Raw genomic sequence first — 20,040 nt, 5'->3', positions numbered from 1 at the left:
TGGGCAACCGCCGGTCATTTCCAACCGGATCAATCCGCGCAAAGCAGTTTGACACCCGAGGGCGCAACGCGCTGTCGGATGTTAACCTCCGGGAACTCTTTACACCTTTGCGGGTCCCGGTCGGCGGATCGAAATTTCAATCACTCATATGGAGTTCGCGGGGATATGCCCGAAACCCGGGCAAGAGTCAAGGAAGCGGCGGAAATTCCCGTTTTCCTTGATCCGGATTTCTGTCTCTACCCCGTCATCCCGTGGCTTGACCATGGGATCCATGCCGTTTCGCCTTATCGAACACCTGGTTTTCGGTTCAGGCCATGAACGCTTGGGTGCTGATCGCAATCGACGTCAGGATGGCGATGGTGAGGAGCACCGCGGCCAGACCCAGCAACAGACCGAAGATGACGACCAGTCCGTCACGCTCGACAATGCCGACGCCGGCGATGAACAGCGCGACCGCCGGAAACCAGCCGCTGAGCGGCACTGGCAGAAACAACGTGAAAGCAATGACGAACAACGCAAGCCCGAGCAAGCGCTCATGTTTTCGTGCAAACAGACCTTCGTACCGGTGGGCCAGCACGCGCTCCAGCCGCATTGTGACGGGGCGCAGGCGCACCATCGTTCGCCGCAGCTTGTTGTGATTGAGCGACAGGCGCGCAAGCGGCCTGGGCAGTTTCACGTGCGGAAAGCCGAGCACCATCTGGAACGTGGTGACGAGCACCGGCAGACCGGTGACGAGCGAGGAGCCGGGAGGCAACGGAAGAAGTGTCAGCAGGGAAAACAGCACGATCGCCCAGCCGAACGACGTCTCGCCCAGCGCCAACAGCAAATTGCCGAGCGTCAGTGTGCCGTCCCGGTGCTGGTCGCGCGATGTCCGCAGGATCGGCAGCGACAGCGAAGGTCTTCGGCGTCTTTCGCCCTGCATTCAAGATTTCCGTTACAGCTTCTGAGTCGCGCAGGGTCTAACATTCCATCTGCAATAAATCCAACGCCGAGTAGCACGGGTTGGCGTATTTTGCAGTTCGGCAGAGCGACCGGGTTCCGGACAGTCCGGCGGCATCAATCCCGCTTGGACGTCTCGTATTTGGCCGAAACCTCATAATAGTCGTTGAAGCCGATCCGGTCCCGCAGCTCCTTGAAGTCCATGAGATCCGGCGTGCGGTCCTGGTCGCTCTTCAGCTGCTGCAACGTCGCGACCATTGCCTTCATGGCGCTGGCCATCAGGGTCAGCGGATAGGCGGCAATGGCGTAACCGATGTCCCGAAGCTCTTCATGCGAGAGGTCGGGAGTTTCGCCGCCTTCCACGATGTTGGCCATCTTCGGACCCGGCAGTTCCCGGCAGATTTCCTGCATTTCGGCAACCGTCTTGGGTGCCTCGACAAACAGGATATCAGCGCCGAGTTCCTTGAACTTTGCCGCCCGGGCAATTGCCTCGGCAAGGCCGTGCTCATGACGGGCATCGGTCCGGGCAAGGATCAGGATATCGGCTCCTGCCTCCTTGGCATCCTGCGCCGCCCGGATCCGGTCAAAGGCTTCCTCGCGCGAAACGACCGCCTTGCCCGGTGTGTGACCGCAGCGTTTCGGAGCCACCTGGTCCTCGATCATCACCGCCGCAGCGCCTGCCTTGGCCATGCCGGTCACGGTCCGGCGCACGTTCATGGCATTTCCGTAACCGGTGTCGCCATCCGCCAGCAGCGGAATCCGGACCGCATCGGTGATGTTGCGCGCCTGATCGAGCACTTCGCCATAGGACATCAGCCCCAGATCCGGCTGCCCGATCCGCGATGCAGAGGCGGCAAAGCCGGACATGAAGGTGAGATCGAACCCTGCCTGCTCGATCAGCTTGGCGGACAAGGCATCATAACAGCAAGGCATGACGTGAAGTTTCGGCTGCTCCAGCAGCGCGCGAAGGGTAGCTGCCGGTGACGGCATGACAAAAACCTCAGAACTTGAATGGCAGATAGAGCGCGAGATCGGTCCAGACATACAGGATCGCGACCGAAATCAACATGATCACCAGGAACGGCAGCACGCCACGGGAGACGTCGGACAGCTTCGATCGCGCGACTGACTGGATGACATAGAGATTGAGCCCGACCGGCGGTGTGATCAGGGCGCATTCCACCATGACGACCATGTAGACGCCGAACCAGATCGGATCGAAGCCCAATGCCATGGCTGCCGGCAGCAGTACGGGCGTCATGATCAACACCATGGACAGCGCCTCGAACACCAGCCCCATGATCAGAAGCACGATCGACACCACGATGATGAATGCGAGCGGCGTATCGATGGTCTGGCCGATGAAGACCGAGATATCCTGCGGAATCCGGTAAAGCGTGATCGCCTTGCCGAACACCTTGGCCCCGGCAATGATCAAGACGATGGCAACGGTCGTCACCATGGCATCGAACGCGGCTTCCTTCAGACCTTGCCAGGTAAGCGTACGCAGGATGGGCCCGGTAATCAGAAGCGCCACGGCGAAGCCGATGGCTGCAGCTTCCGTCGGTGTCGCCGCGCCGCTGTAGATGGCGCCGATAACAACAAGCGCCAACAGGATCGACGGAAATGCCCGCACTGTTGCCCGCATGCGCTCGTCCCAGCTTGACGCCGGCTCCGGCGTGTAGCCGCCGAACCAGCGGGCATAGACCATGGAAAAAACGATGAAGAACACCACAAGCATAAGGCCCGGGCCAACACCTGCCAGGAACAGCGCGATCACCGATTGTTCAGTAACGAAGCCATAGACGATCATCGGGATCGACGGCGGGATCAGAATGCCGAGCGTGCCACCGGCGGCAAGCAGGCCGTAGACGAATTTCCGCTCGTAGCCGCGCTGGATCATTTCGGGGATCGCAACTGTTCCGATGGTGGCGGCCGTTGCCACAGACGATCCGGAAATGGCTGCGAAGATGGCGCAGGACAGGATGGTCGCGACGGCCAGTCCACCCGGCCAGTGACCGACCCAGGCATGAACGGCGGCAAAGAGATCCCGCCCTACCCCGCCTTTCAGCAGGATGTTGGACATCAGCAGGAACAGCGGTACCGCTAGAAGAATGAAGCCATCCAGCGTCGACAGGATCGCTTGGGGCGCCATCAGCGGCGAGAAACCACCGAGAATGAGCATTCCAAGGCCGAGACCGCCCAGCGCGAACGCCACCGGCACGCGGATCAGCAACAAGGTGAACAGCGAAGCGAGAATGAGAACTGTCGTCATTCCATCACCACCGCTTCATGATCGCCCGACTTGGGCTTCTGGCCCAGTTCAATAAGGGCCTGCACGAACAGAAGCGCAAACCCGACCGGAACGGACAGTTCGGAGATCCACATGGGAAGGTCCAGCATGGAGCCCGAGGTGCGGCCTCGCTCGAAGGAATCGTAGAAGATCCCGCCGCCTTTCCAGGCGACCAGGATGCTGAACACCGCAACAAAGCCCATGGCAACCACATGGCAGGCGCGGCGCCAGCCCGGGCTTAGCTGGTCTGTCAGCGCATCAACCGCAATGTGCCGACCGGCTTTCAACAGCCATGGCATGGCAAGCATGGTGCCCCAGATCAGGCACAGCTGAGACAACTCCGACGCCCAGATGGTCGGTGCAACGAAAAGATACCGGGCCAGAACTTCATACGTGAGCATGCAGCCCACGGCGACGAACAGCAGCGCGGCGATCCAGGCAAAGGCCTGAAGAAGAAAATAGAAGGCTTTCATGAAACCATCTGTCGATCGAGCAATCGGCAAGGCCGGGAAAAGACGGCCGGTGAAACCCGACCGCGAAAAGACACCGGAACTCCGGCATCCGTGACTGGAAGCGGCCAGCATGACAGCGGCCGCTTCCGTCGTTCACGATCCGCGGACCGTCAGAATTTCTGAGCGGCTTCGAGAACCTGCTTGCCGAGGGGGCCCGCTTTTTCGACGAAGTTGTCGTAGACCGGCTGGCTTACGCTTTTCCAGGCAGTCATTTCTTCTGCGGTCGGCGTGTAGATGGTCATGCCGTTCTGTTCCGAAATCTCGTAAGCTTCGGCTTCGATCTGGGACATCCGATCCCGCACATCGGCTTCCGCCTTGAGGGCAGCAGCCTCGATGATCTTCTTGTGCTCGTCCGGCAGGCCGTTCCAGAAATCGGTGTTCACCACGACAATGAACTCGATATCCGCATTGTTGGTCACGGTGATCGTGTCCATGACTTCCCAGAGCTTGCGGGATTTCACGCCGGAAACACCGGTCATGCCGATATCCACGGTGCCGCGCTGGTAGGCCAGATACTGTTCGGAACCGGAAATCAGCGTCGGCGCGCCGCCGGCAACCGTGACAAAATCGCCAAGCGTCTTGCCGAAGACGCGAACCTTCTTGCCTTTCAGATCTTCCGGGGTTTTCAGCGGTCCGCCGTTGGACAGCATGATGGAGCCGCCATACGCCTGCCACCACAGAACGGTGGAACCGGTTTCCGCGATTGCCTCATCCAGCGGTCCGCGCACGGGAGATCCCTTGGCTACGGCCGCACGAACCTTTTCTTCCGTGTCGAACAGGAACGGCTGATAGAAAACGTCGACGGCAGGAATGTCGCCGACATAACGCGTCAGCGACGCAACGCCCATTTCAATGGAGCCGCTGCCGACGGCTGCCGGAACTTCGTTGTCCTTGTAGAGCTGAGCGGAATCGTAGATCTCCACGGCAATGTCGCCGTTGGAGTTTTTCTCTACTTCTTCCTTGAAGAGCTGCAGATTCTGGCCGAGGTGGCTCGTCAGAGGCAATTGCAGCGAAATGCGCAAGGTTGTGTCTGCTGCTTGTGCCGAACCGGCTGCCAGGCCAAGCGCCATTGCCGCGCCAAGCGCCCAGGAAAGTACTTTCATGTTTTCCTCCCAAATTTATGAAATCACTCTGGCAAAGCCTCCCGGTCCGGTCAACATGAACTGGCGTATAGGTGTGTTTTAGAAGCAGTTTTGCCGATCGCCCGCGGGTCAGCTACCCTGCCGGTCATTCCAGGCGATTGGCAGGCCTAAAACCCGACGGCCTTGCTTTTTGCGGTGCACAGGCAGATAACGACAGTCTTTTGACACACACGCCTGCTGTCCTGACAGCCGACCGTTGCGGACGTCCAGTCTATGAATTATCGCGCCATTGCTTTGCCAATCGGACGATTGCTCATCCTGATTTCAGTTCTGATGATCGTTCCGGGTATCGCGGATGTGTTCGCCAGAAACTCGGACTGGCAGGTCTTTCTGGTATCGGCCCTGGTTCTTGGAACCGCAGGCTTGCTCATGACCATGGCTTTCCAGGGAGAACAGCCGCCGAGCCACTTTCGCGAAGCGATCCTGTTCGTCAACGCCGCCTGGTTCACCTTCTCCTTCGCCGGCGCCGTACCCTTCTACTTCAGCGGCCTCGGCATCAGCTTCACAGACGCCTTCTTCGAGACCGCCTCCGGCCTGACCACAACCGGTTCGACAATCCTGACGGGTCTCGATACGTTGCCGCCGGGCATTTTGCTGTGGCGGGCGCTGCTGCAATGGGTTGGCGGCATTGGCGTGGTTGCCATCGGGATCTGGCTTCTGCCGGGCTTGCGCGTTGGTGGCAGCCAGCTATTCGCGCTGGAATCGTCTGAAAATACCAGCAAGCCCTATGGCCATGTCGGCCCATTCGTCTACCGGCTGCTGGCCCTTTATGCCGGACTGTCGATTGCCTGCGCCACGCTCTACCTGCTGTGTGGAATGACCTTTTTCGAAGCCGTGATCCATTCCATGACCACCGTCTCGACAGGAGGCTTCTCCACGTCCGACCAGTCCTTCGGCCAATTCGACGGCCTCGCCGTTTATTGGGTCGCATCGGTGTTCATGCTGGGGTCCGCCGTGCCGTTCCTCTATCTGATCCGGAGTATCGAGCGACGGCATTGGGTAAAAGACGTCCAGATCATGCTGCTGCTTGCCATTGTCGCCGCAGCTTCGATCAGCGTGTTCCTGTTCGAGCGGTTCATTGGACATGACACACCGTTCCAGATGTTCACATTCGCGGTCTTCAACGTGGTTTCGGTGATCACCACCACCGGCTATGCCGCCAACGACTACCTGCAGTTCGGTCCGCCCGTGATCGCGATTTTCTTCGTGCTGACGTTCTTCGGCGGCTGTAGCGGCTCCACGTCCGGAGGCTTCAAGATGTTCCGGATCGCAATTCTGGGCAGTTACATCCAGGGCCTGTTCCGACGGATGATCCGGCCACACCGGGTGGTCGAGCCGAAATACCAGGGTCGGGCCGTGTCAAATCCGGTTCTGGAAGGTGTGCTTGTCTTCGCCGTTCTTTATGCAGGCGCTTTTGCGGCGTTTTCGCTGGTCTACATGATGCTCGGTCTTGATCTCGAGACGGCGCTCAGCGCCTCCATCACAGCCCTTGCGAATGTCGGTCCCGGCGTTGGCGATACCATTGGACCGTCCGGTACGTTCCAGTCCCTGCCGGATCTCGCCAAATGGTTTCTGGCGGTTCAGATGATCCTCGGTCGACTGGAAATCCTGGCAGGTATCCTGCTCCTGACGCCGGATTTCTGGCTGGACTGAAGCCTGGCCCAACCGGATTGGCTCAATTGTTCGAGTAAAGTTCGAAAGTCCCCTTCAAAACGGAAAACCACCGCCGGCGTGACCTTACCGACGGTGGTCTTGTTCGGGCAATCTGGCTGCTGACGCAGCCGACGGGGGGTTTGATTGCCCGAAGCCCGGTTACGGCTGGACGGAGGAGAACTCTTCCGGATCCAGAAGGCTGTCCTGATTGCTGTCAGCCGCGTTGAATGCATCTTCGGAAAGGGTCGGGACGGCTGCCGCGATTTCCTCAAAGCTGACATAACCGTCCTGATCGAGATCCACCGCCTCGAACGACATGCCCTGGGCAAGAGCTGCGGAAGACGCGGTAAAGGCACCGATCAGAAGAGCAGCAGTAAGACGTTTGGACATGATATGACCTCCAATGGTTTGGGTCTTGTCAGGTGTCCCGTGTGCCATTCGGCTTTGGGCTCACCTGTCGTTCCGTCCGTTCGCCAGGCCCCTGCGACCCGTCGAACCGGAACGAGACAAACACTGCGGGCCGATCGCGACCGGCAAAGGGCAGCTCTTTGAAACCTTCGCGGCAATGTTGTGTTCCGCCATGGGGATCAGCCACAGGTCGGTCAAACTACCGTCATTTTTAACGATTTTAGGCAGTTCTGGGGCTTCCGCTGGAAAAACCAGTCTGAATATCTATTTGATTTTATTTATAAATTCGAAACAAACTGGTTGAAATGGCTATCCATTCTTCGGTTCGCGACCAGTCCTGCAAACCGAAGCAATACCAATCCCGGTCTGATTGCCGTTCCGTGAAACGGCAGGCTTTGATCAGGTGTAGTCGCGCGAGCCAAAGATGGCGGATCCGACACGCACATGCGTGGCCCCAAAGCCGACCGCGACCGGATAGTCGGAAGACATGCCCATGGAAAGCTGCTCAAGACCATTGCGGGCGGCGATCTTTTCCAGAAGCGCGAAATGTTCGCCCGGTGCTTCGTCGACCGGCGGAATGCACATCAGGCCGACAATGTTGAGCCCGACATCTTCCTTGCACTCTTTCACGAAGGCATCGACATCCTTCGGTGCGATGCCTGCCTTCTGGGGCTCTTCACCCGTGTTTACCTGAATGAAACACGGCAGATCCCTGCCCTGCTTTTCCATCTCGGCTTTCAGTGCCCTTGCGATTTTCGGCCGGTCAACCGTATGGACGACATCAAAGGTCGTGACCGCTTCCTTGGCCTTGTTGGATTGCAGCGGGCCGATCAGATGCAATTCAATGCCATCAAAGTCCTCGCGAAGCCCCGGCCACTTGTGCATGGCTTCCTGCACCCTGTTTTCGCCGAAAACCTGCTGACCTGCCTCAAGCACCGGGCGGATCTCGTCCGCTTCGAAGGTCTTGGAAACCGCAATCAACGTTACCGACCCTTCCGGCCTGCCGAACTCGGCTTCGGCACTTCTGATATCTGCCTGGACGTTTGCCAGTCGGTCTGCTGCGGAGGTCATCAGTTGGTCCTTCAAATTGTCAGGTGCTCTGCCGGATCGCGCGTTCCTTCTCATAGGCCCGGTCGCCCCTTGATCTCAAGTGGTCTTTGCAAAGACTCAAGCAACCTGGCGTGACTGCACAGCCGGTGAATTTTCACGCCAGGTATTCAATCAGGTTCACCTTTTCCTAGAGGTTTGCCGATAGTGTCTCGCCGCTTGCATCAAATGAAGATGGAGGGCCCGGTGTGAGGCAACTCGGTTCATTTATCTGCATACTGATGTTGTTCTGCTTTCTGTACGTTCCTGCATCGCGGAGTGAAACCTTCACGTTCGCGGTTGGCGAATGGCCGCCTTTTATTGGCGCGAAGTCACCGGGCTTCGGAAGCCACACCCAGATCGTCAGGCGCGTAATCGAAAAAGCCGGGCATCAGGCGAAATTCGACTTTCTGCCCTGGCAGCGATCGTACCAGATGGTCAGGAACGGGACTTACGCCGCAACCTTTTCCTGGTCCTACACGGATGAACGAAGCGAGGAATTCTATTTTCCCGAACGGCCCGTCGGACTGGCAACCTACGTACATTTTTACAAGAAAGACCGGTTTCCGGACGGCATCGGGCCACTGGGCTTCGATGATCTTCGCAAGGAAGGGCTCTCCGTGGTTGCGGTCAGAAACTACTGGTATGAAGACATGCTGGAGGCTGCCGGTGTCACTGTTGAATATGTGTCGACGGAACAGCTTGCCTGGTCGATGCTTCTGCACGAACGGGCCGATGTCTATATGGAGAGCACGGAAGTCGGCATGATCCGGAAGGCCGTGTTCCTGGGTGACGAAGCAAGCCTGCTCGTTCACTCCCCCACCTTCCTGGAAGTGCCCATGTATCCCATGTTCAGCAGGAAACACCCGGACGGGCGGCGCCTGTTGGAAATCTGGGAAGCTTCAAGCCCGCCTGATCCCGAAACAACGCCGGAAGCGGCCATCCGATAGCTTTACGAATGCGGCGTTGCGAAATAAACAGGCATCTGCAAGATCAATCTCTTCTCACATGTTGACCCCGGACGCGATTTCTGGTGACAGTCCGGCAGTCAATCTTTCAGGAAATCCGCCGGATCCGGCGGCAAGAACAAACGGCACATTTGATGGCAACGGAACGGTACAATGCGCGCGAAGTCGAAGCGCGCTGGCAAAAGGTCTGGAACGACAAGGACGTCTTCGTCACCCACAACGACGATCCCCGCGACAAATACTATGTCCTTGAAATGTTCCCCTATCCGTCCGGCCGCATCCACATGGGCCATGTGCGCAACTACGCCATGGGCGATGTTGTTGCCCGTTACAAGCGCGCCAAGGGCTTCAACGTCCTGCATCCGATGGGCTGGGACGCTTTCGGCATGCCTGCGGAAAACGCGGCCATGCAGAACAAGGTTCATCCCAAGGACTGGACCTACGAAAACATCGCCACCATGCGCGACCAGCTCAAGATCATGGGCCTGTCGCTGGACTGGAGCCGGGAATTCGCGACTTGCGACGTCGCCTATTACACCCAGCAGCAGCGGCTTTTCCTGAAGTTCCTGGAGGCCGGCCTCGTCTACCGCAAGAACGCCAAGGTCAACTGGGACCCGGTCGACATGACGGTTCTGGCCAACGAACAGGTGATCGACGGTCGCGGCTGGCGCTCCGGCGCTCTGGTTGAGCAGCGCGAGTTGACCCAATGGTTCTTCAAGATTTCCGATTACTCGGAAGACCTGCTGGAGGCGATCGACACGCTCGACCGCTGGCCGGACAAGGTGCGCCTGATGCAGAAGAACTGGATCGGCCGCTCCGAAGGCCTGCGTGTGCGCTTCGAGTTCACCGAGGCTGCGCCCACCGGCGACAAGACGCTGGAAATCTTCACCACCCGTCCGGACACGCTGTTCGGTGCGTCCTTCATGGGCCTGTCGCCGGATCATCCGATCTCGACCAAGCTGGCGGAAAGCAATCCGGAGCTGAAAGCCTTCATCGAAGAGTGCCGCCGGGTCGGTACATCCGAAGAAGCAATTGAAAAGGCAGAGAAAAAAGGCCTCGATACCGGTCTGCGCGTCAAGCACCCGCTGGATGCCTCCATCGAGCTGCCGGTATATGTCGCCAACTTCATCCTGATGGACTATGGCACCGGCGCCATCTTTGCCTGCCCGGCACATGACCAGCGCGACCTGGACTTCGCCCGCAAATACGGCCTGCCTGTCACGCCCGTTGTGCTGCCGAAGGATGCCGATCCGGCAACCTTTGATGTAGCCGACGAGGCTTTCACCGACGATGGCACCATCTTCAACTCCGACTTCCTCAACGGTCTTTCCATTCCGGACGCCAAGGAAGCAGTGGCGAAGAAGCTGGAAGAGATCACCGTCGACGGCGCATCCCAGGCAGAACGCCAGGTGAATTACCGCCTGCGCGACTGGGGCATTTCGCGTCAGCGCTACTGGGGCTGCCCGATCCCGGTCATTCATTGCGACGATTGCGGTGTGGTACCGGAGAAGGACGAGAACCTGCCGGTCCAGCTGCCGGACGACATCAACTTCGACAAGCCCGGTAATCCGCTCGACCGTCACCCGACCTGGCGCAACACGTCCTGCCCGAAATGCGGCAAGCCTGCCCGCCGCGAATCCGACACCATGGACACCTTCGTGGACAGTTCCTGGTACTTCGCCCGCTTCACGGCGCCGGACTGCGATCAGCCGACCGACCCGGAAGCCGCCAACGGCTGGCTGCCGGTGGACCAGTATATCGGCGGTATCGAGCATGCCATCCTGCACCTGCTCTATTCCCGTTTCTTCACACGGGCGATGCAGAAGGTCGGTGCGCTTGATCTGAAGGAGCCGTTCAAGGGCCTGTTTACACAGGGCATGGTCACCCACGAGACCTATCGCGTCGGCGAAGGTGCGAACGGGCGCTGGATTGCCCCGTCCGAGATCCGTATCGAGGATGTCGACGGCAAGCGCCGCGCGGTTCTTGTCGAAACCGGTGAGGATGTGGCCATCGGCTCCATCGAGAAGATGTCGAAGTCGAAGAAGAACACTGTCGATCCGACCGACATCATCGACACCTACGGCGCCGATACCGCCCGCTGGTTCATGCTGTCCGACAGCCCGCCGGAGCGGGACGTGATCTGGACCGAGGACGGCGTGCAAGGTGCCTGGCGTTTTGTCCAGCGCGTCTGGCGCCTGATCGGCGACATTGCCGAGAAGATCGAACCTCGTGGCGGCAAGGCACCGGAAGTCGACGGCAAGGCGCTTGATCTGCGCCGGGCCAGCCACAAGACCCTTGCGGCCGTTTCCGCCGATCTGGAAGGCCTCGGCTTCAACAGGGCCGTGGCCCGCCTCTATGAGCTGGTCAACACCATCAGCAAGGTCTTCAACGAAGGCGACGCCGATGCCGGCACCGAATATGCCGTACGTGAAGCAGCCGACTACCTCGTGCAGATGATGGCTCCGATGATGCCGCACCTGGCAGAAGAATGCTGGTCTGCACTCGGCCACGACAATCTGATTTCGGAAGCAAGCTGGCCGCAGGCCGACGAAGCCCTGCTGTCCGACGACACCGTTACCTACCCGATCCAGATCAACGGAAAGAAACGCGGTGAACTGACGATTGCAAAAGAGGCTTCCAAAGACGAGGTCGAAGCGGCTACCTTGGCCCTCGACGCAGTCAAGAAGGCTCTTGAAGGCAAGGCGCCGAAGAAGATCATCGTGGTACCGCAAAGGATCGTGAATGTCGTTGTTTAACAACCTCTTCCAGAGCAGCGGCGCGTTGCGGCGCGCTGCCCTTTGCGCCGGACTGGCAACTGCCATGGCTCTGGGCGGATGTCAGGTCCGCCCGCTTTACGGCAGCAGCACGGGCGACTTCGGTTCCCAGCCCTCTCCCGTGGCGGCGGAACTTGCGGCGATCGACCTGGAATCCATCTCCAGCCAGTACGCCAACGACGATGCATCGCGTGTTCTCTACAATGAACTGACCTACCGGTTCGAACGTGGGGCAGGCTCTGGTGCCAAGAAATATCGTCTCAAGGTGTTGATGGACATCGGCAGTTCGGAAGTCGGTGTTGAACAGTTCTCCGACGTGCCTTCCGCCTACACGACCACGATGAACTCGACCTTCGTCCTGAGCGATCTGGCGACCGACGAGACCCTGATGACCGGCCGGGCGTTCAAATCCGCTTCCTACGACTTCTCCAACCAGCGTTTTGCCAACACCCGTGCCTATCGTGATGCTCAGGAACGTGTTGCCAAGGCAGTTGCTGACGATATCGCAGCCCGGATTGCCGGCTATTTCGCCAGCCAGTCGTAACACTGACCCCGGAGGCAAACGGCCGTGACCGTCCTCAAAGCCGCGGAGATTGACCGTTTCGTCGCCAATCCCCCGGAGGCTGGCGGCGTTGTCCTGATCTTCGGTCCGGATACCGGACTTGTATCGGAACGCGCCACCCGCCTCGTCAACAAGGCCTCCGAAGGCGAAAGCGATCCGTTCAATCTGGTCAAGCTTGATGCGTCCGATCTCGGTTCGGATCCGAATCGGCTGATCGACGAAGTTCTGACCGTTCCGCTTTTTGGTGGCCGCAGGATCGTCTGGGTGAAGGATGCTTCCTCCCGCAATCTCAATCCTGCAGTCGAACCCGTTCTGAAGCTGGACGACTGGCAGACGCTGGTGGTCCTTGAGGGCGGCGACATCAAGAAGGGCGTCGGCCTCAGAAAGCTGATCGAACCGCACAAACGCGCCGTTGCGCTGCCCTGTTATGCCGACAATGACCGGGGCATCGACCAGTTGATCGACGAGGAAACCCGCGAGGCCGGTCTTTCGGTTACCCGGGAAGCCCGGGCAGCACTGCACAGCCTGCTGGGCGGTGATCGCATGGCCAGCCGCGGTGAGCTGAAAAAACTCTGCCTCTATGCCCTCAACAAGGGCCGCATCGACAGCGAGGATGTCGAGGCTATCATCGGCGATGCATCCGCCTTCGAAATGTCAGAGCTGATTGATGCCGCAGCATCGGGAGACCTTGCCTTGCTGGACCACGGGCTGGAACGGCTCGCGGAAGCCGGCTCCAAGGCCTCGGTGATCGCCAACCAGACATTGAAGCATTTTCAACATTTGCACCGGATGCGAATCGATATCGAACAGGGCAAAAACGCCCAGGCCGTCGTCGATGGACAGCGACCGCCTATCTTCTTCTCCCGCAAGCCGAAATTCACCCAGCAGCTGCGGATCTGGTCCCTGACGGATCTGGAACGCGCCATGGACATTCTGAGCGAGGCTACACGCATTTCCCGCCTCAACGATGCCCTTGGTGTACCCGTCCTCTCCGAAGCCCTCCTGAAGCTCGGCAGAGCCGCCAGAGCGCGACAACAGCGGCGCTAACGAGCTTACCTGCTCCTCTCCCTGAGTCTCCCTGTATTCTTGGCGTTCACTCACACGCCTCCCTCATCCTGAGGAAGCGCGCAAGCGCTGTCTCGAAGGATGGACGGCAACCACCGGGACATGTGGGCCATTCTGCGAGACGGGCCTGATGACAGTCCTCAGGATGAGGGATGTTGGGATTACAGGCTGGCAAAATCAAAACAAAAAAGCCGGAGCAATAATCGCTCCGGCTCTAAAATTTAAAATAAATTCAATATCTTAGCGCGTCTCAACGCCCAGCTTCTTGCAGATCTCGTCGAGCTGTTCCAGCGACGTGTACTTGATTTTCAGGTCGCCCGATTCCTTGCCCGGCTTGTGGCCGACGACGACTTTCAGACCGAGCGTGTCGGTGAGGCGCTTTTCCAGTGCCTTGGTGTCGGCGTCCTTCGGGGCCTTCTCGGTCGGGGTCTTCTGGCCCATCAGTTTGGCGAGAGCATCCGGGTCCTGAGCGATCTTTTCGGTCTCGCGGACGCTGAGGCCTTTTTCGACGATCAGATCGGCAAGTGCCCTCGGGTCATCGATGGTGATCAGCGCCCGGGCGTGGCCGGCCGTGAGCAGGCCTTCGTGCAGATAGTCCTTTACCGAATTCGGCAGCTTCAGCAGGCGCATGGTGTTGGCCACGTGACTACGGCTCTTGCCGATCACCTTGGCGAGTTCGCCCTGGCTGTAGCTGAACTCGGCGGTAAGCTGCTCATAGCCCATCGCTTCTTCGATCGGGTTGAGATCGGCACGCTGGACGTTCTCGATAATGGCGAGCTCAAGCGCCTCCTGATCGGTCACGTCCCGAATGATGATCGGTGCTTCGTGCAGCCCGGCCCGCTGTGCGGCCCGCCAACGGCGCTCGCCGGCGATGATCTCGAAACGATTGGCCTTCCCTGCTGCCGGACGTACCAGGATCGGCTGGACGATGCCTTTTGCCTTCAGGGACTCGGAAAGATCCGCCAGGTCTTTCTCGGTGAAGGTTTTGCGCGGGTTGCGCGGGTTGGGCTCCAGATGTTCGATCGGCACCCTGCGGGAGTCGCGAATGATCTTTTCCGGCGGTGCGGCCGCTTCGGGAGCCGAATCCCCGATCAGCGCCGCCAAACCACGGCCCAAACGCTTGTTCTTGACGTCTCTTTCCGCCATACCGCACCTTTTTCTTTTTATATTTCAATAGGATATAGCATGGCAACTGTGCCTCTTCGCCGCCATGCATCAAGGCTCGCCAAAACGGAGCCGAATCGATCGGGCTTTATGCCGCGACGCGTCGCAGTTCGCGCTCACGCTGGATGATTTCAGACGCAAGCCGCAGATAGGCCTGGCTGCCGGCGCATTTCAAATCGTAAAGCAGCGCCGGCTTGCCATAGGACGGAGCTTCCGAAATACGAACGTTGCGCGGAATGATCGTTTCGTAAACCGCATCACCCATGGTTTCGCGCACATCGGCGACCACCTGACTGGAGAGGTTGTTGCGGCTGTCATACATGGTCAGAACGATACCATGGATGCTGAGTTCAGGATTAAGCGCGTTCTTGACCTGCTCAACCGTGCTGAGCAACTGGCTGAGACCTTCAAGCGCGAAGAATTCGCATTGCAGCGGCACCAGGATGGAGTGCGACGCAGACAAGGCATTGATCGTCAGCAGGTTCAGTGACGGCGGACAGTCGACCAGCACGTAGGTAAAGCCGATCTCCTGGAACAGACGCGAATGGGTCAGGTTCTCGATGGCACTGCGCAGGCGGAACGCCCGGTCACCCGTGGAGGCGATTTCCAGCTCGAGGCCCAGCAGATCCATTGTGGACGGCGCCACCCAAAGACGCTGCACCGCCGTTTCGCGAACGGCCTCTGCAAGGGAGCAGTCACCGCTCAGTATTTCATACGTCGACAGACCACGGTCGCGATGCTCGATACCCAGACCCGTTGAAGCGTTACCCTGCGGGTCAAGGTCAATCACGAGAACTTTTTCGCCAATCGCCGCAAGCGCCGTGCCGAGGTTAATGGCGGTCGTGGTTTTGCCCACCCCACCCTTCTGATTTGCTAGCGCGAGAACGCGCGGCATTTCGGGAAGCATGCTCATTGCTACAACACCTTCCTGGCTACTCCGGCCGGGCTGAAATATTCGAGAAAAGAAGCATCCGGCTCATTGGATCAACAAGACTGTCTTTTTCTATCATGTCGAACTGCCAACGGGCAGTAGCTTCGTTAACTTCTCGCTGAAAATCCTGACCTTTGTGGAAAACAGCCTTTGCGCCGGCTGCCGTAAACGGCTCTGAAAGCTGAAAAAGCAGATCCAGCGACGCCAAAGCGCGCGCAGAAACAGCGTCCACCTGACCATGCTTCCAATCTTTCGCAACCGATTCGATCCGGCCAGGATGCACTGTCCCCTTGGACCCTGTCTCCCTCAAGGCCGTTCTGAGAAATGCCACCTTGCGCTGGTTGCTCTCGATCATGTGCACATGTGCGTCCGGCTCATCGGCGAGCAGGATTGCGGTCACCACACCGGGAAACCCACCGCCGCTGCCGATATCAACCCAGGTCCTTGCTTCCGGATTACACCACTGGGTTTGCAGGCTATCCGCCACGTGACGGGTCCAGATATCCGGGATGGTCGACGGTGCAATGAGGTTTTGCGCAGGCTGCCATTTCAGAACGAGGTCGACGTAGATCTGGAGTCTATCCAACGTTTCACGTGAAACATCCCCAAACTTATGCACAACCTGTCCAGAGGTATTCAACATCACCGGGCGGCCCATCAGGCAGCCCCTTTCTGGCTCTGGCGCTTCAGATGCGACAGGATCAGCGTGAGCGCGGCGGGTGTCATGCCATCCATGCGAGAAGCCTGGCCAAGAGTGGCCGGACGTATGTCGATCAGTTTCTGGCGCACTTCATTGGAAAGACCAATGATCGCTTCGTAGTCGAAACCATCCGGGATCGACAAGGCTTCGTCGCGTTTCAAGGCTTCGATATCTGCCATCTGACGATCGAGATAAACGGCATAAAGCGCATCTGTCGCAACCTGCTCAGCGATCGCCGGATCAATATCCTTCAGTTCGGGCCAGATGTCCGTCAGGCCTTCGAAGGTGACATTGGGATAGGACAGCAGATCGAAGGCAGACCGGCGAATGCCGTCCTGGTTTACAGGCAGGCCCTTCTTCTGAGCTTCGGAAGGCGTCACGGTCAGTCTCGTCAGAAGTTCCCGCGCAGTGGCGATCCTGGCCATCTTGTCTTCAAAGGCTTCTTTACGTGTGGTGGACACACACCCAATAGCGATACCCAAAGGGGTCAGGCGCTGGTCCGCATTATCCGCCCGCAGGGACAACCGGTACTCTGCTCGCGACGTGAACATCCGATAGGGTTCGGTGATGCCCCTGGTGATCAGGTCATCGATCATGACACCGATATATCCCTCGGACCGGTCAACCACGAACGGCGCCTTGCCGGCAGCCTTCAGAGCGGCGTTGAGCCCGGCCACAAGACCCTGTGCCCCGGCTTCCTCATACCCGGTCGTACCGTTGATCTGGCCGGCCAGGTAAAGACCGGAGCACCGCTTGGCTTCCAGTGTCGGACGCAGCTCGCGCGGGTCGACATGGTCATATTCGATCGCGTAACCCGGCTGCAGCACCACCACATCTTCCAGACCCGGAATGGTCTTCAGAAACGCTATCTGCGCATCTTCCGGCAACGATGTGGAAATGCCGTTCGGATAGACGGTGTGATCGTCCAGTCCTTCCGGCTCCAGGAAAATCTGGTGCCCGTCCCTGTCGCCGAAGCGAACGATCTTGTCTTCGATGGATGGACAATAGCGTGGCCCCCGCCCCTTGATCTCGCCTGAATACATAGCAGAGCGAGAAAGGTTCTCACGAATGATGCGATGGGTCTCGGGCGTCGTGCGTGTGATGTGGCACGGGATCTGAGGTGTCTCGATCCTGTCCGTCAGAGTAGAAAACGGAATCGGGTCGTCATCGCCCGGCTGCTCTTCCAGCCTGTCCCAGTGGATCGTCCGGCCGTCCAGCCGTGCGGGCGTACCTGTCTTGAGACGCCCAAGATCGAAGCCGATTTCCTCCAGTGATTCAGACAGCCCGAGTGCCGGCGCTTCGCCGGAGCGGCCCGCGGGTATCTTCTTGTCACCGATATGAATGAGGCCCCGGAGAAATGTACCGCTCGTCAGCACGATGGCGCGGCAGTTGATCACCCGGCCATCGGCCAGTTCGATACCCGAGACAGAACGTTTTTCGCCGTCAACCGCAAACCGGATCTTGTGGGCTTCGCCTTCAACGACGCTCAGACCTTCGACAGCGGCAATCTCACGCTGCATCGCTTCCCGGTAGAGCTTGCGGTCTGCCTGCGCGCGCGGACCACGCACCGCCGGTCCCTTGCGCCGATTAAGCATGCGGAACTGGATCCCGCCCTTGTCGGCAACACGCCCCATCAATCCATCAAGCGCATCGATCTCGCGAACGAGGTGCCCCTTCCCCAGACCACCAATAGCCGGGTTACAGGACATCACACCGATGGTATCGAAGCGATGCGTGACCAGAGCAGTCGCGGCGCCAGCACGTGCCGATGCCGCTGCAGCTTCACAGCCGGCATGACCACCACCAATCACCACCACATCGAATGTCAGGTCCAGTTCGTTCATAGTCTCTACCGCTCACGAAACCCGACAGCAGAGCCTCGGGTCCGGGTTTTTCCGGTTCGGTTTTCGGGATCTTTCTCCGGCCTAGGCCAGACTATCACAGGCCGCGCAAACCGGCACTTGTTCGCCGAGACTTATACGTGTGACGCAGCTGAAGGTCAAAGCGGAATTCCGGTCAGCAGGCAGATCGTCTGGTGGCGCAGGTCATTTTGCACCCAAGGCAGAAAAAATGATTCACGTGAAACATGTTCCGGTAGAGAATCGATCCGCAGTTCCCCTGAGATGATTCACGTGAAACAGGTCATTTCCCGATACAGAAATCCCGGAAGATCACATCGAGCAAATCCTCGACATCGATCCTCCCGGTGATCCGCCCGAGAGCATCCGCAGCCCGGCGAAGGTCTTCCGCGCGCAATTCCGCCGGCAGGTGCACCATATCCACGGCAGCTCTCAGGCCGGACAGACAATCCTTGAGATAGTGACGGTGCCGTTCCCGGGTGGCCAGTGGTGCTTCGCCGACAGATATCGTTTCCTCGGCAAAACGGGTAAGCCGGGAAAAAAGCGGGTTCATACCTTCAGCGCTTTTGCTGGAACAAGCAATTTCCTGGATCGTTCCGGAAGAGTCTTGTTCCGGAAGAGTCTCAAGATCAGCCTTCGTTCGAACGGTCCAGACAGGCACGCTACGGCGAAGGCCTTCCGGAAGGCCGGCGACGACATCGTCCTGTTCCACCCCACCAGGCTCCACCGCCCACAGGATGAGATCCGCTCCCCGGCCCCGTTCCTCCGCCCGACGTATGCCTTCCTTCTCAACCACACCCTCCGTCTTCCGGAGGCCGGCGGTATCGACAAGCGTCACGGGATACCCTGAAAGATCCAGATGAACCTCGATCACGTCCCGGGTCGTTCCGGCTTCTTCCGTGACGATGGCGACCTCCCGTCCTGCGATGGCATTCAGGAGACTAGACTTGCCGGCATTGGGTGCCCCCATCAGCACCACCTGCAAGCCGGACCGTAGACGCTCGCCGCTGCGGGATTTCTCAAGGTGCTCTGCAATCTCGCCATGGAGCTGGGTTGCTTCCGCCCAGACTTCATCGGCAACGCTGCCAGGAACATCCTCTTCATCGGCGAAATCGAAGTCTGCCTCGATCATTGCGCGCATATGGATGAGACGCTTTCTCCAGTCGTCATAGAGCTTGCCGAGGGCTCCACCCATCTGACGGACTGCCTGCTTGCGCTGGCTCTCGGTCTCTGCGGCGATGAGATCTGCCAGGCCCTCAACTTCCGTCAGGTCCATGCGGCCACGATCGAAAGCGCGGCGCGTGAACTCCCCTGCCTCGGCAGGACGGCAATTCGAAAACCGGGAAAGTACGGACAGGAGGCTTGAGACCACGGCACGTCCACCATGGCATTGGAACTCGGCAACGTCCTCTCCGGTGAAGCTGGAAGGTCCTTCAAAGTAGAGTACCAGGGCCTCGTCGAGAACGTCCTTCGTTTCCGGATCCCGGAGCTTGGCCAGCATCGTCTTCCGCGGCTGTGGCACCTTGCCAGCCACCGTCTCAACGATCTCCCTGGTACCTGGACCAGACACACGGATCACCGCAACGCCCGAAGGCACAGCTCCACTGGAGAGCGCAAAGATCGTGTCAGCCATGGTGTCTTCCGGTTCGTGGTCGGGTCGTGGACCGCCTCTTTATCAACTCTCGTCACCGCGGAAAAGAACAAGCCTCGCCATTCCGCCGCCGAATCGAAGTTGCTGGCGATACGGCAATCTGTTTCACGTGAATCAATTGTCAGAAAGTACCTGGCTTGGACAGGAGCGGCTTTCCTCTCAAGCGCGGTTCTCGTGCCTCACACACAGCTTCGGTCAGAGTGTACCCAGTCTCCTTCATTTCCTGCTCCCCCTTCAAATCGGGTCTAGGACGGAAACACACTGAATGAGGGAATCGCATTTCATTTGGGGAGACTACGTCACAACCTCACAATCTGTTCGAAGGTCTAGGAT

At 58.9% G+C, this 20,040-nt stretch carries 17 protein-coding genes; 5 read left to right on the top strand and 12 right to left on the bottom strand.

From position 1 onward, the window contains the following. Nucleotides 1-307: 307 nt before the first annotated feature. From J7447_RS20780 to dctP, 5 genes are all read right to left on the bottom strand, one after another. The gene (locus tag J7447_RS20780; protein ID WP_023002481.1) at nucleotides 308-922 is read right to left on the bottom strand and encodes an exopolysaccharide biosynthesis protein; all 615 of its coding nucleotides are present in this window, start codon (nucleotides 920-922) and stop codon (nucleotides 308-310) included. Between the two features lie 134 nt (nucleotides 923-1,056). Further along, complete coding sequence (locus J7447_RS20775) at nucleotides 1,057-1,929, bottom strand: isocitrate lyase/PEP mutase family protein (RefSeq protein ID WP_023002480.1); 873 nt, start codon at nucleotides 1,927-1,929, stop codon at nucleotides 1,057-1,059. A gap of 10 nt (nucleotides 1,930-1,939) precedes the next feature. Further along, the gene (locus J7447_RS20770) at nucleotides 1,940-3,214 is read right to left on the bottom strand and encodes a TRAP transporter large permease (RefSeq protein WP_023002479.1); all 1,275 of its coding nucleotides are present in this window, start codon (nucleotides 3,212-3,214) and stop codon (nucleotides 1,940-1,942) included. Beyond that, nucleotides 3,211-3,705, bottom strand: coding sequence for a TRAP transporter small permease (locus J7447_RS20765; protein WP_023014458.1), 495 nt, complete (start codon nucleotides 3,703-3,705; stop codon nucleotides 3,211-3,213). The genes J7447_RS20770 and J7447_RS20765 overlap by 4 nt, the downstream gene beginning before the upstream one ends. 149 nt (nucleotides 3,706-3,854) lie before the next feature. Next, the gene (gene dctP, locus J7447_RS20760; protein ID WP_023002477.1) at nucleotides 3,855-4,847 is read right to left on the bottom strand and encodes a TRAP transporter substrate-binding protein DctP; all 993 of its coding nucleotides are present in this window, start codon (nucleotides 4,845-4,847) and stop codon (nucleotides 3,855-3,857) included. A 252-nt stretch (nucleotides 4,848-5,099) separates the two neighbouring features. Here dctP and J7447_RS20755 point away from each other — a divergent pair, with 252 nt between their 5' ends. Further along, on the top strand, nucleotides 5,100-6,539 hold the full coding sequence (locus J7447_RS20755) for a TrkH family potassium uptake protein (RefSeq protein WP_031269993.1): 1,440 nt from the start codon (nucleotides 5,100-5,102) through the stop codon (nucleotides 6,537-6,539). A 159-nt stretch (nucleotides 6,540-6,698) separates the two neighbouring features. Here the strand turns inward: J7447_RS20755 and J7447_RS20750 are convergent, their stop codons facing one another. Continuing rightward, nucleotides 6,699-6,929, bottom strand: coding sequence for a hypothetical protein (locus tag J7447_RS20750; RefSeq protein ID WP_023002475.1), 231 nt, complete (start codon nucleotides 6,927-6,929; stop codon nucleotides 6,699-6,701). Nucleotides 6,930-7,346: 417 nt separating this feature from the next. Then, nucleotides 7,347-8,018, bottom strand: a complete 672-nt coding sequence (locus J7447_RS20745; RefSeq protein ID WP_209170775.1) for a YggS family pyridoxal phosphate-dependent enzyme — start codon at nucleotides 8,016-8,018, stop codon at nucleotides 7,347-7,349. A 257-nt stretch (nucleotides 8,019-8,275) separates the two neighbouring features. Here J7447_RS20745 and J7447_RS20740 point away from each other — a divergent pair, with 257 nt between their 5' ends. The 4 genes from J7447_RS20740 to holA all read left to right on the top strand — a co-directional run bounded on the left by J7447_RS20740 (nucleotide 8,276) and on the right by holA (nucleotide 13,384). Beyond that, entirely contained in the window at nucleotides 8,276-8,983 is a 708-nt protein-coding gene (locus tag J7447_RS20740) for a transporter substrate-binding domain-containing protein (protein ID WP_209170774.1), read from the top strand. 152 nt (nucleotides 8,984-9,135) lie between these two features. Further along, the gene (gene leuS, locus J7447_RS20735) at nucleotides 9,136-11,757 is read left to right on the top strand and encodes a leucine--tRNA ligase (protein WP_075282762.1); all 2,622 of its coding nucleotides are present in this window, start codon (nucleotides 9,136-9,138) and stop codon (nucleotides 11,755-11,757) included. Beyond that, nucleotides 11,744-12,319 (top strand): hypothetical protein, encoded by a 576-nt coding sequence (locus J7447_RS20730; protein WP_209170773.1) that lies wholly within the window; start codon nucleotides 11,744-11,746, stop codon nucleotides 12,317-12,319. The genes leuS and J7447_RS20730 overlap by 14 nt, the downstream gene beginning before the upstream one ends. A 24-nt stretch (nucleotides 12,320-12,343) precedes the next feature. After that, nucleotides 12,344-13,384, top strand: coding sequence for a DNA polymerase III subunit delta (holA, locus tag J7447_RS20725; RefSeq protein ID WP_055660240.1), 1,041 nt, complete (start codon nucleotides 12,344-12,346; stop codon nucleotides 13,382-13,384). Nucleotides 13,385-13,642: 258 nt separating this feature from the next. Here holA and J7447_RS20720 read toward each other — a convergent pair whose 3' ends face one another. From J7447_RS20720 to mnmE, 5 genes are all read right to left on the bottom strand, one after another. Continuing rightward, the gene (locus tag J7447_RS20720) at nucleotides 13,643-14,548 is read right to left on the bottom strand and encodes a ParB/RepB/Spo0J family partition protein (protein ID WP_209170772.1); all 906 of its coding nucleotides are present in this window, start codon (nucleotides 14,546-14,548) and stop codon (nucleotides 13,643-13,645) included. Nucleotides 14,549-14,654: 106 nt separating this feature from the next. Continuing rightward, the gene (locus J7447_RS20715; protein WP_286189403.1) at nucleotides 14,655-15,479 is read right to left on the bottom strand and encodes a ParA family protein; all 825 of its coding nucleotides are present in this window, start codon (nucleotides 15,477-15,479) and stop codon (nucleotides 14,655-14,657) included. A gap of 19 nt (nucleotides 15,480-15,498) precedes the next feature. After that, the gene (gene rsmG / locus J7447_RS20710) at nucleotides 15,499-16,140 is read right to left on the bottom strand and encodes a 16S rRNA (guanine(527)-N(7))-methyltransferase RsmG (RefSeq protein ID WP_209171095.1); all 642 of its coding nucleotides are present in this window, start codon (nucleotides 16,138-16,140) and stop codon (nucleotides 15,499-15,501) included. Nucleotides 16,141-16,154: 14 nt separating this feature from the next. Further along, entirely contained in the window at nucleotides 16,155-18,041 is a 1,887-nt protein-coding gene (mnmG, locus tag J7447_RS20705) for a tRNA uridine-5-carboxymethylaminomethyl(34) synthesis enzyme MnmG (protein WP_209170770.1), read from the bottom strand. A 298-nt stretch (nucleotides 18,042-18,339) separates the two neighbouring features. After that, entirely contained in the window at nucleotides 18,340-19,689 is a 1,350-nt protein-coding gene (gene mnmE / locus J7447_RS20700; protein WP_209170768.1) for a tRNA uridine-5-carboxymethylaminomethyl(34) synthesis GTPase MnmE, read from the bottom strand. Between the last annotated feature and the right edge of the window lie 351 nt (nucleotides 19,690-20,040).

Origin of the sequence: Labrenzia sp. R5_0, from assembly GCF_017743835.1 — a bacterium.
Lineage (GTDB): Bacteria > Pseudomonadota > Alphaproteobacteria > Rhizobiales > Stappiaceae > Roseibium > Roseibium algicola.
Note: the sequence above shows the minus strand (reverse complement) of the source record. Positions and strands in the feature narration are given on the sequence as shown.

Bases quoted from the DNA above. Each gene is read 5' to 3' on its own strand.
- J7447_RS20775 (WP_023002480.1), bottom strand. From the start codon at position 1,929: ATGCCGTCACCGGCAGCTACCCTTCGCGCGCTGCTGGAGCAGCCGAAA.
- J7447_RS20720 (WP_209170772.1), bottom strand. From the start codon at position 14,548: ATGGCGGAAAGAGACGTCAAGAACAAGCGTTTGGGCCGTGGTTTGGCG.
- dctP (WP_023002477.1), bottom strand. From the start codon at position 4,847: ATGAAAGTACTTTCCTGGGCGCTTGGCGCGGCAATGGCGCTTGGCCTG.
- mnmG (WP_209170770.1), bottom strand. From the start codon at position 18,041: ATGAACGAACTGGACCTGACATTCGATGTGGTGGTGATTGGTGGTGGT.
- rsmG (WP_209171095.1), bottom strand. From the start codon at position 16,140: ATGTTGAATACCTCTGGACAGGTTGTGCATAAGTTTGGGGATGTTTCA.
- J7447_RS20750 (WP_023002475.1), bottom strand. From the start codon at position 6,929: ATGTCCAAACGTCTTACTGCTGCTCTTCTGATCGGTGCCTTTACCGCG.
- J7447_RS20745 (WP_209170775.1), bottom strand. From the start codon at position 8,018: ATGACCTCCGCAGCAGACCGACTGGCAAACGTCCAGGCAGATATCAGA.
- J7447_RS20755 (WP_031269993.1), top strand. From the start codon at position 5,100: ATGAATTATCGCGCCATTGCTTTGCCAATCGGACGATTGCTCATCCTG.
- J7447_RS20730 (WP_209170773.1), top strand. From the start codon at position 11,744: ATGTCGTTGTTTAACAACCTCTTCCAGAGCAGCGGCGCGTTGCGGCGC.
- J7447_RS20715 (WP_286189403.1), bottom strand. From the start codon at position 15,479: ATGAGCATGCTTCCCGAAATGCCGCGCGTTCTCGCGCTAGCAAATCAG.
- J7447_RS20740 (WP_209170774.1), top strand. From the start codon at position 8,276: ATGTTGTTCTGCTTTCTGTACGTTCCTGCATCGCGGAGTGAAACCTTC.
- J7447_RS20765 (WP_023014458.1), bottom strand. From the start codon at position 3,705: ATGAAAGCCTTCTATTTTCTTCTTCAGGCCTTTGCCTGGATCGCCGCG.
- J7447_RS20770 (WP_023002479.1), bottom strand. From the start codon at position 3,214: ATGACGACAGTTCTCATTCTCGCTTCGCTGTTCACCTTGTTGCTGATC.
- J7447_RS20780 (WP_023002481.1), bottom strand. From the start codon at position 922: ATGCAGGGCGAAAGACGCCGAAGACCTTCGCTGTCGCTGCCGATCCTG.
- leuS (WP_075282762.1), top strand. From the start codon at position 9,136: ATGGCAACGGAACGGTACAATGCGCGCGAAGTCGAAGCGCGCTGGCAA.
- mnmE (WP_209170768.1), bottom strand. From the start codon at position 19,689: ATGGCTGACACGATCTTTGCGCTCTCCAGTGGAGCTGTGCCTTCGGGC.